Genomic DNA, 12,907 nt, shown 5'->3' on the forward strand with positions numbered 1-12,907 from the left:
CGGGCCACACCATCTCCGAGGACGCTGCGCGCTACGGCAGTAGCGGTAGCTCTCGACCCCGCGGCGCTGGCGAACGAGCCGCCGTCGACGCCTTGGACGTCGGCCGTGGGCACCGTCCCCCACGTCTGCGTGACGTCACACCTGCCCCGCCCAGCGGTACAGCGCCTCCTCCGCCGACGCCCGGTCGGCGGGGGACAGGTGCGCGAGGGCGACGCTGTGGTTGCCGTCCGGCACCCACAGCACCTGTGCATCGGCGCCCCCGGGGCGGAAGTGCTCGGCGACCGACGGGTCCCGGGCGCCGTTGACGATCAGCAGCCGGTCCCCGCGGCGGCGGACCCAGCGGTCGACGTCCGCCATGGCGGCGGGGTCGAAGACCATGGGGACGTCCCGGGGGACGAAGGAGCGCGCGGCGATGCCGTCGGGGTGCCGCAGCAGGTCCGCCACATGGGCGGTGGGGACATCGGCGTACCCCAGCTGGGTGCCGATCTGGTACCAGTAGGGCACGTACCGCCGCGCCGTCGTGTCGGCGTACAGGGGCAGCCCCGCCCAGTCGTCGAGCCAGGCGTACAGCTCGTCGGCCGTCGCCTCCGGGCCGGGGACCGCTGCGGCGTCGGCCGGTGTGGCGCGCTGCCAGAACATGAACAGCACGCGCAGGACGGCGATTTCGAACGCCTTGTCGGCGCTGCCGACGATCCGGAAGGTGTCGCCGTTCGCGGCCGCCCAGGCCTCGTAGCGGGCGACCATCCCGGCGCGGCGCAGCAGGAGCTGCCGCTGGGCCGCCTTGACGGCCGCACGGGCGGGGGCGGTGCCGACCGTCTCCAGGAAGCGCAGGTAGGCGGAGTCCTCGCGGTCGTCGACGTTGTTCGGGGCCGAGTAGGCCACCGTGCCGTTCACGTCGTGGGGGTGGAAGCGGCGGTGGTAGACGCTCGCCATGCCGCCCTTGCTGCTGCCGGTGGAGATCCAGGCGCCCTGGTAGAGCCGGCGGAACAGGCGGACCACGCGGTGGTGGTCGTCGGCGGCCTGGCGGACGGTGAGGTGGGCGTAGCCGGGCTCCGCGGGGCGTGAGGTGCCGAAGTAGCGGTGCTCCACCTGGAGTTGGTTGGCGCCGAGCAGGATCGCCGGTTCGCTGCGGCGCGGGGTGGGGACCGCGTGGTAGCCGGTGCTGAGCAGCACCGTGGGGCGGTCGTCGGACGTGTGGAGCAGGGTGAGGCGCTGCTCGAAGGTGCCGGCGGCGGGGTTCGTGTGGTCGACGGGCTGGCGCAGCCCCAGGACGAAGTGCCGGTAGCCCGCCTCGGCGTCGTGGCGCTCCTCGACGAGCCGCAGCCCGGGCAGGGCGCGCAGGGCGTCCGCCACGTCGTGCCCGCCTGATCCGCGCCGGGGCGCGCCCGCCGCCCGCGCCGGTGCGGCGCCCGTCGCGGCGAGGCCCCCCGCGGAGGCGGCGGACACCGCCGTGGTGAGCAGCCGTCGTCTCGTCCATACGCGCATGAGCCGGGTCCTCCCGGGAGTCCGTGCGGCGGTGCCCGCCGGTCGCTGGGCCGCGACCGCCTCAGTACATCCGCCGCACGCCCCGGGAGGATCCCGCGTGCGGGGGGACCGTCTCCCCCGGGCGGGGGAGGCTCACTGCGACGGCCGGGTCGTACCACCGCCCTCCTGCCGTCGCTTCTCCTGCAGCCTGCGCAGCAGCTCGCGCTTCTGGGCCTGCGGATCGAGTCCGCCGCCGACCCGGTCGCCCCGGCCGCCGCCGCGCAGCGCCTCGCGGCCGAGGTTCTTGCGCGCACCGCCGACTCCCAGCATGTTTCCGGCTCCGCCTCGGGCCATGTCGGGCTCCTTCCCCGGTCCCGTGACGAGACGGTTCGTCTCGCCATCTCGGTACACTCTCTGCGAGACGCACCGTCTTGTCAACCTGATAAATTCGCACCATGCCCGACCGGAAGTCCCCCAGGACCACCCCCGCCAAGACCGCCCCCGACGCCACCCGGCGCAGCGAGAAGTCCCGCCGCGCCATCTACGACGCCGCCCTCGCGCTCGTCGTGGAGGCCGGCTACCCGAGGACCACCATCGAGGGCATCGCCGCCCGCGCCGGCGTCGGGAAGCAGACGATCTACCGCTGGTGGTCCTCGAAGGCGGACGTCCTGATGGAGGCCTTCCTCGATCTGGGCGAACAGGCCGCGCGGGAGGCCGGGTCCGCGCCGTACGCCTTCCCGGACACCGGGGACGTCGCCGCCGACCTCAAGACCGTGCTGCGCGCCACCGTCGACGAACTCCAAGACCCCCGCTTCGAGGCGCCCTCCCGTGCGCTCGCCGCCGAGGGCGTCGTCGACGAGCAGCTCGGGCGCGCGTTCGTGGTCAAGCTGCTGCAGCCCTCACTCGACCTGTACATGGACCGGCTGCGCGCCGCGCAGGACGCCGGGCAGATCCGCGCCGGCCTCGACCTGCGCATCGCCCTGGAACTCTTCGTCTCCCCGCTCGCCCAGCGCTGGCTGCAGCACACCGGCCCGATCTCCCACGAGTACACCGACACCCTCGTCGACTACGCCCTTCACGGCCTCGCCCCGCGCTGAGCGGCCCGGGCGAGGCGGCCCGGCGCGTCCGTGATGACCCCGTCGCAGCCCAGCGCGAGCACCCGGTCCCGCTGCGCGTCCGTCACCACCGTGTGCGCCCACACCCGCGGGATCCCCGACCGCACCGCCCGCACCAGGTCGGCGTCCCGCGCCCGGTGGTCCACGTCCAGCAGATCGACGTACGCCCGCCAGCGCTCCGGCCGGTCCGTGCGCAGCTGCTTTGCCGAGCGCCACAACTGGCTGAGCAGGCCGAGGCGGTGCGCGCGCCGGGCCACCTCCGGGTCGTTGGAGTTCACGAAGACCGAGCGGGTCAGGCCCCGGGCCCGGATCAGTGCGGCCAGCCGGTCCAGGCCGCGCGGGTCCTTCGCCTCCAGCATCAGCACGATCCGCCCGCCGAAACGATCCAGCACCTCGGCGACCGTCGGCGGCCGCTCCGAGCGCCAGCTGCCGGGCAGCGCGTCCTTCGGGCGCAGCCGCACCCCCTGCCACTCCCGGGCGCCCAGACCGCGCACCGCGCCGCCCAGGTAGGTCGTGCGGTTCAGGGTCTCGTCGTGGAACACCACCGGCGTGCCGTCGCGCAGCAGCCGGGTGTCGAAGTCCAGCACCTGCGCCGTACCGCGCCGGTAGGCCGCCATCAGCCCCGCCATGCTGTTCTCCGGCACCTCGCGGGCGCCGCCGCGATGGGCGACGTAGGTGATCCGGGGGAGCGCCGCCACGGTCAGGGGGCCCGTACCCCACTCCAGCGGAGCCGGGGCGCGGCCGGCGGCGCCCGCGAGGGCCAGGGAAGCCACGGAAGCCGCGGTGGCCAGGCCCGTCAGCGCGATCCTTGTGACCATGGCGAACACGGTAGGGCGCCATGTCCCGCCAAAGCGGTCAATGACACCGGATCACGGGATCGAGTACACCCCGTCCCGCTGGCATATGCCTCGCCCCACCGGTACGTGTCTCGGCCGTCCTGCCCCGGATGTGGGCTCTGGCCCCCCGGTGCGCGGGAAGATGCGACCATAGGGCATGCTGTTCCGCACGACGGCGAGGCGAGGGGATAGATGAGCGCGGAGTTCGGCGGCCGGAGCGGTCTGCGGGGCAAACTCACCCAGTGGCTGCGCGCCGGGCGCCGGCCGGAGGAGGCCGCCGGTGACGGCGGCCGTGAGGCCCTGCTGCTCGCCGCCGCCGACGCGGGACTGCCGCTCGCGCCCGCCGCGCATCCCTCCGGCTACCGCTGCTCCTGCGACCGCGTCGGCTGTCCCACCCCGGCCCGGCACCCGGTGTCCTTCGCCTGGCAGACGCAGTCCACGACCGACCGCGGCCAGATCGAGCGCTGGGCCCGCCACCAGCCGCAGGCCAACTTCATCACCGCGACCGGCATGGTGCACGACGTCCTCGACGTGCCCCTCGACGCCGGTCGCGTCGCGTTGGAGCGGCTGCTCGCCGAGGGTGTCGAGGTCGGGCCCGTCGCCGAGAGCGACGACGGCCGCATGCTGTTCTTCACCCTCACCCGCGGCACGCCCGAGGACGAGGACGAGTGGTGGCCCTGCGAGCTGGACTGCCACCCCGAGACCATGGACGAGCACCCCGGGCTGCGCTGGCACTGCCGTGGCTCCTACGTCCTCGTACCGCCGGCCCGGCTGCCCGGCGACGGCCAGGCGGTGCGGTGGGTGCGCGGGCCCGAGCACGCCTTGCCGGACCCGCTGAGCCTGCTGGAGGTGCTCACCGAGGTCTGCACCCGGTACGCCGGGGAGGACGCCGGCCACGCGGGTGCGGGCTGGCCCCTGCGGCACTGAGCCCCGTCCCCGCGGACACCCCGTCCCGCCGGCTCCCCGCGGTCACGACCCCTTGGCGGACGTCAGGCCCTGGATCCTGCCCAGGACCTCGACCTTGCCCGGCCCCTTCGGGTTGAGCGCCACCTCGTTGGAGACGAACTCCATCGTCAGGGACTGCTTGATCTCGCCCTTCGTCAGGGCCCGCACGTCCTTGTTGGGGGCGGGGACCGACGTGCCCGTGTGGGCCGTCTGCTTCTCGTAGTGCCGCGTGGTGAAGAACACCAGCGCCCCGCCGTCCGCCGTGCGCAGCGCCAGCGGCGCGTAGTCGCCGTTCGTCAGCGGCTCGTCGATGTACTGGGTGACCAGACCCGGCCTCTTGGCGTTCTTCTGGCGCAGGGCGCGCCACTGCGTGGTGTGGGGACCCGCGGTGAAGGTCTCGCCGCCGTCCTTGAGGTACGTGGCGTAGTCACGGCTCAGCGTGCCGGGGTCGGCGGCGAGGCCGGCCGCGCCCACGGGGACGGATTCGGCCCAGCCGTCCGCGTCCTTCTTGAACTCGGGCACCTTGCCCGGGGCGACGAGCGTCAGGTAGGCGACCTGGAAGGGGTCGTCGAGGCTGCTGCGGGTGAAGACCAGGAGCCAGCGTGCGGTACCGCCCTTGTTGCCGGCCGCGTCGACGAGGAACCAGCGGGGCCAGCCGGCCTTCTTCGGGATCGTGAACTTCGCGTCCGTCAGTTCCAGGGGGGTGTGGTTCGGGTTGCCGTCCGGGTTGTTGGCCTTGCCGGCCTTGAGCCGGGCGGCGTCGATGTCGGCGAGGGCGCCGGTGGTGTGCTCGGCGTCCAGAGCGCTGTCGTAGGCCGCGTCGGCCTCGTTGTACGCGGTCGTGAACTGCTGGAGGGCCTTGGCGGCTTCGGCGCGGGTGGTGGACGGGAGGACCTCCCGTTCGCCGTGCACGACGACGCATCCGCCGGCGGTCAGTGACATCGCGGTCACCGAGGCCGATATGAGGGCGCTCCGGGCGGACCGGCGGAGCGTTCGAGGGTCGCGATCCCTGCTCATCGGGTTCCTTCACCTTCCCCTTTCCGGAGGCGAACCCTACCGGGTGCGCACGGTGGTTGAGCCGGGGTGGGTGGGGGTGCGGATGCTAGTGGGGGGCCCGCGGCGGCCCGTGCGGCGTGTGCGGGGTGCGCGTCGCGCCTTGTGGTGCTGGGGCGGGACCGCGCGCGTACCGCCGGGCCGGGTGTCACACCTTCTCGCGTAGGGGCGTGGGCGCGGGCGCCGTCCTGCCCGGCCGGAAGAACAGGGCCAGGGTCGGGACCAAGTACAGCGCCCATACGGCGACCTGGAGGACCGTCGGGTCGGGCTGGAAGTCGAAGACGCCCTTGAGGAGCGTGCCGTACCAGCTGGCCAGCGGGATCGTCTCGGAGATGTCGAAGGCCTTCTCGCCCAGGCCGGGCAGGAAGCCGGCCTCCTGCAGGTCGTGGAAGCCGTACGCCAGGACACCGGCCGCGACCACGACCAGCATGGCGCCGGTCCAGGTGAAGAAGCGCGCCAGGTCGATGCGCAGGGCACCCCGGTAGAACAGCCAGCCCAGCAGGACCGCCGTCAGCAGGCGTCCTCCGGACCGTCCTCCGGACCGGGACCACGGCACCCCCGCGCACGGTGTTTGAATGCCCCCGTGACTGACTACGACGTGCTCCGCGTCTTCTGCGGGCCGAACGGCGGCTACGGCAACGAACTCGGCGTCGTGCGCGAGGGGTCCGTGATGCCCGGGCAGGAGGAGCGGCAGGCGTTCGCCGCGAAGCTCGGCTTCAGCGAGACCGTGTTCGTCGACGACCCCGAGCGGGGCGTGATCGACATCTACACGCCGACCCTGCGGCTGCCCTTCGCCGGGCACCCCTGCGTCGGCACCGCCTGGCTGCTCGACGTGCCCGAGCTGGTCACCCCCGCCGGGGTGGCCGGGGCCCGGCAGGACGGGGAGTTCTGCTGGATCGAGGCGCGGGCGGACTGGGTGCCGCCGCGCACGCTGCGGCAGTACGGCAGCGCCGCCGAGGTCGACGACCTGGCCGTGCCGCCGCCGGGGGAGTGGGTGTACGCCTGGGCGTGGGAGGACGAGCCCGCCGGGCGGGTCCGGGCCCGGGCCTTCCCCGGCCGGGACGACGGCTTCGACGAGGACGAGGCCACCGGCGCCGCGGCCCTGCTGCTCACCGACCGCCTGGGCCGGGCCCTGAACATCACCCAGGGCGCGGGCTCCCAGATCCTCACCGCGCCCCAGCCGGGCGGCTGGACCGAGGTCGGCGGCCGGGTCCACCTGGAACGCTGACCCGGGCGGCGCGCGCCCGTACGGGTGGAACAGCGTGTGCGCGCGGTACCGAACGGGGACCTCTGGCCCTGACCGAGCACCATCGCGAGAGGAACCCCATGCGCATTCGATCCGCTCTGGCCGTTGCCGCCCTGACCGTCGCCGTGTCCGCTGCCGGTGCGGCGACGGCCGCCGCCGGAGAAGACGACGACCGGGACCACCGCCACGGCCACCACGTGGCGTGCAGCCCGTACTTCGGTGAGCTCGAGGCCGAGACCGCCGAGATCGAGTGGGGCGGCGCGGTCTGCCACAACGGCCCGTTCGACATCTGAGCGGCACGGGGCCGACGCCCCGCCGAGCCGGACCGGGGCCCCCTCGCCGTGTGCGAGGGGGCCCCGGTCCGTGTCGGCAGGAAGGCCCCCCACCGTCACGGCCATTCGCTCGGCCGCGGGTTCGTGGATAGCATCACGAACTGCCGAAGGACCTCGTCGCCCATGACACAGCGGCCTTTCCGGGCTCCTGGGAGGCCGAGGCGGCGGCATCATCGGCACCGTCATCAGCGTCGCGCTCGGCCTGCTGCTGGTACTCGGCCTCATCTTCCAGGGAACGGAGCGGCCCCGTGTTCGACGGCGGACCAGCGGTGCGCGGTGGCAGGCTCGTGCGCCTCGCCGCCGCCGTGGCCTGTCTCGCCCTGGCGAGTGCGTGCGCGCAGAGTGCGCCGCCGCGTGTGACCGAACGGCAGGTGATCGGCGGCTGGCGCGCCTCCTGCGGCGCGACGATCGAGATCGCCGCCGACCGCACGTTCCGTTTCACCGGCTTCCCGATCCGCCTCGCGAGCCGTGAGGCCGAACCGGAACGCACCTCCGGTCGCGGCACCTGGTCGCTGTACCCCGGCAGGAAGGGCGTCGCACCGCCGACCCTCGACCTCGACGGGGAGCGGAGCCTGTACTCGCTCGACTACGTGCACGACGGCGGGAAACTCAAGCTGCACTGGTCGGTCGGGGATCCGGACGAGGGCTTTCACTGCACGTTCGCGCGCTGAGGCCGACGTTGCGCGGCAGGGGCCGGTACGGGAGGAATCCCGCACCGGCCCCCGACCTTTCCGACCGCATGGCCTGAGCCGGCCCCCTGCCGCTACGGCTGCCCTGCGCGAGGTCGGCAAGACCCGGACTCCGTCTCCCCGTTCGGTTTCGCCGCAGAGCAACGGCCCGCCCCCCGAGGGGAGCGGGCCGGTCGATGCCACGCGTCAGCGAGGGCGTCAGGGCAGTGTGAGGATCTCCGCGCCGGAGTCCGTCACCACCAGCGTGTGCTCGAACTGGGCCGTCCGCTTGCGGTCCTTCGTCACGACCGTCCAGCCGTCGTCCCACATGTCGTACTCGTGCGTCCCGAGCGTCAGCATCGGCTCGATCGTGAACGTCATCCCCGGCTGGATGACCGTCGTCGCGTGCGGGCTGTCGTAGTGCGGGATGATCAGGCCCGAGTGGAACGACGAGTTGATGCCGTGACCCGTGAAGTCCCGGACGACGCCGTAGCCGAAGCGCTTGGCGTACGACTCGATGACGCGGCCGATGACGTTGATCTGCCGGCCCGGCTTGACCGCCTTGATCGCCCGGTTCAGGGCCTCCCGGGTGCGCTCCACCAGCAGCCGCGACTCCTCGTCGACCTCGCCCACGAGGTACGTGGCGTTGTTGTCGCCGTGGACGCCGCCGATGTACGCCGTGACGTCGAGGTTGACGATGTCGCCGTCGCGCAGGACCGTGGAGTCCGGGATGCCGTGGCAGATCACCTCGTTGACGCTGGTGCACAGGGACTTGGGGAAGCCGCGGTAGCCGAGCGTCGAGGGGTAGGCGCCGTGGTCGCACATGTACTCGTGCGCGACCTTGTCGAGCTCGTCCGTGGTGACGCCGGGGGCGATCAGCTTCGCCGCCTCCGCCATCGCCCGCGCGGCGATCCGGCCGGCGCGCCGCATCGCCTCGATCGTCTCGGGCGTCTGCACCTCCGGTCCGGTGTACGGCGTCGGCGCGGGCTTGCCGACGTACTCGGGGCGACGGATGTTTCCGGGCACGGGACGGGTGGGGGACAGCTCCCCCGGGACGAGCAGCGACTGGCCAGACATGCCAGCGAGTCTAACCAGCGGCCACGGGGGAACATGTCGATGGCGAGAGGAGCTGGTCATGGCCCTGTTCAAGAAGCGGACGGTCGGCAAGCCGGGCGAGTGGTACTACTGCCTGGAGCACAAGAAGGTCGAGGAGGGCCCGGACTGCCCGGGCAAGGACCGCTTCGGCCCGTACGCGAGCCGCACCGAGGCCGAGCACGCGATGGAGACCGCCCGCGAACGCAACCTCCAGTGGGAGAACGACCCCAAGTGGCACGACGCCCCGGCGGGCGGCCGCGAGGAGAAGTGACCCGAGCGGACGCCCGGGGCCGGCGGCGACGCCGTCCCGGGCGTCCCTCATGACGGTCGCGCGGTCGCGCAGTGGCGCACCGACGTGAGTGCGCGGTCATGAGGGTTCGCCTCCCGCCGTCACCAGCGGGCCGGCGGCGGGGCCGTCAGGTGCTCGGCGAGCCGTGCCACCCGGTCCCGGAGCCGGCGCCGCCCGCGCGGGGTCGGGAGCGCGTTCTCGCCGGCCGCCGCGCTGACCAGGTGCTGCACCGTGTCCAGGTCCAGTTCCGAACCGTCGGGGACCGCCAGGCACTCGTGGGACATGGCCGGCAGTTCCCCCCGGTCCGGGCCGAGCGCCAGGACCGTCGCCCCGGACCGCCGGGCGTCGGACACTCGTTCGAGGAGGGGGGCGGCAGGCCTCTCGGGCGACACCACCAGCAGTGTCTCGCCCCGCCGGGCCGCCTCCAGCCGCCCCAGCCCGACCGCCAGGTGCGCCGGGTCCGAGGGGCGCGCGTCATGCCGGACCAGGGTCGGGGCCAGCTCCGGCGTCCCGGACCACGCGGCCTCGTCCACCAGGTGCGCGGCGAGGTGCCACGGCTCGTACTCCGGTGTGCCGACGAGCAGCAGCCCGCCCCCGTGCGAGACCACCGAGCCCCGCAGCGCCCCGGCGAACCGCCGCGTCGCCCCCAGCCACTCCGTCCCGGCGAGCACTTCCCGCAGCAGCGCCACCCGTACCGCATCCATGGGGCCGCATCCTGCCCCGACGGGCCGCCCGTCACGCGCGGTCCGGCCCGCATTCGCCCGGCCCGGGGAGAGCGGCCGGTCACCCGTTCCGGCCTCGAACGAGCGGGGGAGCGCCGTCGGCGCACAGGGAGGCGACCTGAGCCGGGAGGGCAGGTGGCACGGCCGTAGAGTCGGGGCCATGACCTCTACCGACAGTGCTGCCACCGACAACGCCCAGAAGGCCCCCGCCAAGGACCCCTGGGACCTGCCCGACGTCTCCGGACTGGTCGTCGGGGTGCTCGGCGGGACCGGGCCGCAGGGCAAGGGCCTCGCCTACCGGCTCGCCAAGGCCGGCCAGAAGGTGATCATCGGCTCGCGGGCGGCCGACCGCGCCCGGGCCGCCGCCGAGGAGATCGGGCACGGTGTCGAGGGCGCCGACAACGCCGAGACCGCGCGCCGCAGCGACATCGTGATCGTCGCCGTGCCCTGGGACGGCCACGGCAAGACCCTGGAGTCGCTGCGCGAGGAACTGGCGGGCAAGCTCGTCGTCGACTGCGTCAACCCGCTCGGCTTCGACAAGAAGGGCGCCTACGCGCTCAAGCCGGAGGAGGGCAGCGCCGCCGAGCAGGCCGCCGCCCTGCTGCCCGGCTCCCGGGTCACGGCCGCCTTCCACCACCTGTCGGCGGTGCTGCTCCAGGACCCGGAGATCGACGAGATCGACACCGACGTGATGGTGCTCGGCGAGGCCCGCGCCGACGTCGAGATCGTGCAGGCCCTCGCCGGGCGCATCCCCGGCATGCGCGGCATCTTCGCCGGGCGGCTGCGCAACGCCCACCAGGTGGAGTCGCTGGTGGCGAACCTGATCTCCGTGAACCGGCGCTACAAGGCGCACGCGGGGCTCCGCGTCACGGACGTATGACCGCATGGGGGACACTGGAGGCATCAGCAGTGCCCCGCAGTGTCCCCCGACAGGAGCCGACCGACATGCCCCGCCTCGCCCTCTACGCCCTGATCGTCTGCGTCCTGTCCGTGGCCGCGGCCGTGGTCTCCTTCGTGGAGGGCAGCTGGCTGGGGATCGTCTGGGTGCTGCTCGCCGGACTGTCGTCGAACATGACCTGGTACTACGTGAAGCGCGCCAGGGCCCGGAAGTCGGTCACGGGCTGACCGAGCACAGCTCGTTCGAGCCCTGCCAGAAGCGGAACAGCTCCTGACCGCAGTAGGTCTCGAAGTCACTGATGCCGAGCGACTTCAGCAGCGAGTCGACCACGTCGAAGAACACGCCGTTCACCGTCGGCAGCCACAGCAGCGCGAACACGAACAGCAGGCCGAACGGCGCGAACGGCTCCACCTGCCGCCGGACGCCGTACGACAGCCACGGCTCGATCACCCCGTAGCCGTCCAGGCCCGGGATCGGCAGGGAGTTCAGCAGGGCGGCCGTCACCTGCAGCAGCGCCAGGAACGCCAGCGCGAAACGGAAGTCGCTCGGCACGCCCTCCAGCGCGTCCAGCCAGAACGGGGCCGTGCAGACGACGGCGAACAGCACGTTCGTCAGCGGGCCGGCCGCCGAGATCAGGCTGTGCTTCCAGCGCCCGCGGATCCGCCCGTGCTCGATGAACACCGCGCCGCCGGGCAGACCGATGCCGCCCATGATCACGAAGAGCACCGGCAGCACGATGCTGAGCAGCGCGTGCGTGTACTTCAGCGGGTTCAGCGTCAGATAGCCCTTGGCGCCGACCGAGATGTCCCCGCTGTGCAGGGCGGTGCGCGCGTGCGCGTACTCGTGCAGGCACAGCGAGACGATCCAGGCCGCCGTCACGAACAGGAACACGGCGACGCCGGGCTGCTCGGCGAACCCGGTCCAGGTCGCCCACCCCGTGACCGCCGTCACGGCCAGGATCCCGATGAACACGGGACTGATCCGCCGCTCGCTGTGGCGGCTGGTGACGGTGGTCATGGAACTCCCCGGACTCTCGAACACGCGATGGGACGGCCCGACGGTACCGGGCGCGGAGGGAAAACGTCTCGCGCGGGCGGCCGGTTCCGTGAAGGGTGGGCGCATGGGGCTCTGGCACGTGTTCTACGAGGACTGGCAGATGGAGTGCTGCGGCACGCCGTTCGGGGTGGGGGACGAGGTCGGCTGGCCCCTGCTGCTCCAGGCACCCGACCCGCTGCTCGGCGGCGGCCCGCACGACCTGCTCACCGAGCTGGCCGGACCGGTGGAGGAGGTGGGCGGCGTCCGCCTGCTGCGCGGGGGGACGGGGCTGGTGGTGGCCCTGGGCGGTGCCCCCGATGCCGACGACCCGGATGCCGACGACTCCGATGTCGACGCCCTCGATACCGACGCCCTCGCTGTCGACCACGGGGACCGCGGCCGGGAGCCGGGCGGCCGGATCCGCTCCGCCGGCCTGCTGCGCGTCGAGCGGCACGGCGCGGCCTGGCCCGAGACCGCCGGCCGGGTGCGGACCGTACAGGTGCTGACCCAGGCCTACGCCGAGACCGCGCCGGGCTCCCGGGTGTGGGAGCCGGTGCAGGGGCAGCACCGGCTGCGACCGGTGGACCGGTGCCCGAAGTGGTTCGCCGACGCCGGCGAGACGCACCGGGGACGGCGCTGGAGGGAGGCGGGGGTCCTGGTGACCCTGGAGGTGCCGGGCACGGACTCCGGCCCGTCGCCCGCTGCTCACGAGGCCCGGGGCACTTCCCGCCGGGGGGCCGCGCCGGGCGCGGAGCGGGGACGCTCGGGGGGCCCGCGGGGGCCGGGTGAGGCGCCCCGGCCGGTGAACGCGGGCCGGTCGTCGCGCCGGCGGGGACCATGAGCCGGCCGTCGCCCGGTGGAGTGCCTGGACCATGAGCCGGTCGTCGCCCGGTGGGTGGAGTGCCTGGACCATGAGCCGGTCGTCGCCCGGTGGGTGGAATGCCTGGACCATGAGCCGGTCGTCGCCCGGTGGGTGGAGTGCCTGGACCATGAGCCGGGTCGTCGCCCGGTGGAGTGCCCGGGACCCGTCCGTCACGCCGCCAGGGGACGTGAGCCGAGCCCCGCCCCGGCGGGGCACCCGAGCCGGGCGTGATCCTGCCGGGCGGCCCGAGTGGGACGTGATCCCTCCGGGTTGCCCGAGTCGGGCATCAGCCCGTCCGGCAGCGCGAGCCGGGCATCGCCCCGCCAGGGAACCGGAACCGGTCGGCG

The 12,907-nt window shown here is 73.6% G+C and carries 15 protein-coding genes and 2 pseudogenes; 9 read left to right on the top strand and 8 right to left on the bottom strand.

Features of this window, described 5'->3' with window-relative positions; translation table 11 throughout:
- Positions 1–135: 135 nt before the first annotated feature.
- Both ABZY20_RS00960 and ABZY20_RS00965 read right to left on the bottom strand, forming a co-directional pair.
- On the bottom strand, positions 136–1,485 hold the full coding sequence (locus ABZY20_RS00960) for a S28 family serine protease (protein WP_356434683.1): 1,350 nt from the start codon (positions 1,483–1,485) through the stop codon (positions 136–138).
- A gap of 132 nt (positions 1,486–1,617) precedes the next feature.
- Positions 1,618–1,818 carry a DUF6243 family protein gene (locus ABZY20_RS00965; protein WP_356434686.1) on the bottom strand — a complete coding sequence of 67 codons (201 nt, stop codon included), beginning with the start codon at positions 1,816–1,818 and terminating at the stop codon, positions 1,618–1,620.
- 101 nt (positions 1,819–1,919) lie between these two features.
- Here ABZY20_RS00965 and ABZY20_RS00970 point away from each other — a divergent pair, with 101 nt between their 5' ends.
- On the top strand, positions 1,920–2,561 hold the full coding sequence (locus ABZY20_RS00970; RefSeq protein ID WP_356434689.1) for a TetR/AcrR family transcriptional regulator: 642 nt from the start codon (positions 1,920–1,922) through the stop codon (positions 2,559–2,561).
- Here the strand turns inward: ABZY20_RS00970 and ABZY20_RS00975 are convergent.
- Positions 2,540–3,397: a glycerophosphodiester phosphodiesterase gene (locus ABZY20_RS00975; protein WP_356434692.1), complete on the bottom strand. Its 858-nt coding sequence runs from the start codon at positions 3,395–3,397 to the stop codon at positions 2,540–2,542. The two genes, ABZY20_RS00970 and ABZY20_RS00975, sit on opposite strands and share 22 nt — an antisense overlap.
- 210 nt (positions 3,398–3,607) lie before the next feature.
- Here ABZY20_RS00975 and ABZY20_RS00980 point away from each other — a divergent pair, with 210 nt between their 5' ends.
- Positions 3,608–4,342: a bifunctional DNA primase/polymerase gene (locus tag ABZY20_RS00980; protein WP_356434694.1), complete on the top strand. Its 735-nt coding sequence runs from the start codon at positions 3,608–3,610 to the stop codon at positions 4,340–4,342.
- Between the two features lie 42 nt (positions 4,343–4,384).
- On the opposite strand, the gene ABZY20_RS00985 is transcribed toward ABZY20_RS00980, so the two are convergent.
- Together ABZY20_RS00985 and ABZY20_RS00990 are read right to left on the bottom strand one after the other, a co-directional pair.
- Positions 4,385–5,377, bottom strand: coding sequence for a hypothetical protein (locus ABZY20_RS00985; protein WP_356434697.1), 993 nt, complete (start codon positions 5,375–5,377; stop codon positions 4,385–4,387).
- Between the two features lie 184 nt (positions 5,378–5,561).
- Positions 5,562–5,924 (bottom strand): annotated as a pseudogene (locus tag ABZY20_RS00990) (FTR1 family protein); the annotation flags it as partial.
- A 72-nt stretch (positions 5,925–5,996) separates the two neighbouring features.
- Here ABZY20_RS00990 and ABZY20_RS00995 point away from each other — a divergent pair.
- The 3 genes from ABZY20_RS00995 to ABZY20_RS01005 all read left to right on the top strand — a co-directional run bounded on the left by ABZY20_RS00995 (position 5,997) and on the right by ABZY20_RS01005 (position 7,662).
- Positions 5,997–6,641, top strand: a complete 645-nt coding sequence (locus tag ABZY20_RS00995; protein ID WP_356434700.1) for a PhzF family phenazine biosynthesis protein — start codon at positions 5,997–5,999, stop codon at positions 6,639–6,641.
- A gap of 98 nt (positions 6,642–6,739) precedes the next feature.
- Entirely contained in the window at positions 6,740–6,952 is a 213-nt protein-coding gene (locus tag ABZY20_RS01000; RefSeq protein ID WP_356434703.1) for a hypothetical protein, read from the top strand.
- A 287-nt stretch (positions 6,953–7,239) separates the two neighbouring features.
- Positions 7,240–7,662 carry a hypothetical protein gene (locus ABZY20_RS01005; RefSeq protein WP_356434706.1) on the top strand — a complete coding sequence of 141 codons (423 nt, stop codon included), beginning with the start codon at positions 7,240–7,242 and terminating at the stop codon, positions 7,660–7,662.
- A gap of 216 nt (positions 7,663–7,878) precedes the next feature.
- On the opposite strand, the gene map is transcribed toward ABZY20_RS01005, so the two are convergent.
- Positions 7,879–8,736, bottom strand: a complete 858-nt coding sequence (gene map / locus ABZY20_RS01010) for a type I methionyl aminopeptidase (RefSeq protein WP_356434709.1) — start codon at positions 8,734–8,736, stop codon at positions 7,879–7,881.
- 58 nt (positions 8,737–8,794) lie between these two features.
- Here map and ABZY20_RS01015 point away from each other — a divergent pair, with 58 nt between their 5' ends.
- Entirely contained in the window at positions 8,795–9,025 is a 231-nt protein-coding gene (locus ABZY20_RS01015; protein ID WP_356434712.1) for a hypothetical protein, read from the top strand.
- Positions 9,026–9,144: 119 nt separating this feature from the next.
- Here ABZY20_RS01015 and ABZY20_RS01020 read toward each other — a convergent pair whose 3' ends face one another.
- On the bottom strand, positions 9,145–9,747 hold the full coding sequence (locus tag ABZY20_RS01020; RefSeq protein ID WP_356434715.1) for a hypothetical protein: 603 nt from the start codon (positions 9,745–9,747) through the stop codon (positions 9,145–9,147).
- 178 nt (positions 9,748–9,925) lie between these two features.
- Here ABZY20_RS01020 and npdG point away from each other — a divergent pair, with 178 nt between their 5' ends.
- Positions 9,926–10,645, top strand: a complete 720-nt coding sequence (gene npdG / locus ABZY20_RS01025) for an NADPH-dependent F420 reductase (RefSeq protein ID WP_356434718.1) — start codon at positions 9,926–9,928, stop codon at positions 10,643–10,645.
- Between the two features lie 4 nt (positions 10,646–10,649).
- Positions 10,650–10,890: pseudogene (locus ABZY20_RS01030) on the top strand (hypothetical protein).
- Here ABZY20_RS01030 and ABZY20_RS01035 read toward each other — a convergent pair.
- Entirely contained in the window at positions 10,880–11,680 is an 801-nt protein-coding gene (locus tag ABZY20_RS01035) for a site-2 protease family protein (RefSeq protein WP_356434721.1), read from the bottom strand. The pseudogene ABZY20_RS01030 and the gene ABZY20_RS01035 overlap by 11 nt on opposite strands.
- 103 nt (positions 11,681–11,783) lie before the next feature.
- Between ABZY20_RS01035 and ABZY20_RS01040 the strand changes: the two genes are divergently transcribed.
- The gene (locus ABZY20_RS01040) at positions 11,784–12,539 is read left to right on the top strand and encodes a DUF6578 domain-containing protein (protein ID WP_356434723.1); all 756 of its coding nucleotides are present in this window, start codon (positions 11,784–11,786) and stop codon (positions 12,537–12,539) included.
- The last annotated feature ends 368 nt before the right edge of the window (positions 12,540–12,907 follow it).

The sequence above is a fragment of the Streptomyces sp. NPDC006624 genome (assembly GCF_040611555.1).
In the GTDB taxonomy this organism is placed as follows: Bacteria; Actinomycetota; Actinomycetes; order Streptomycetales; family Streptomycetaceae; genus Streptomyces.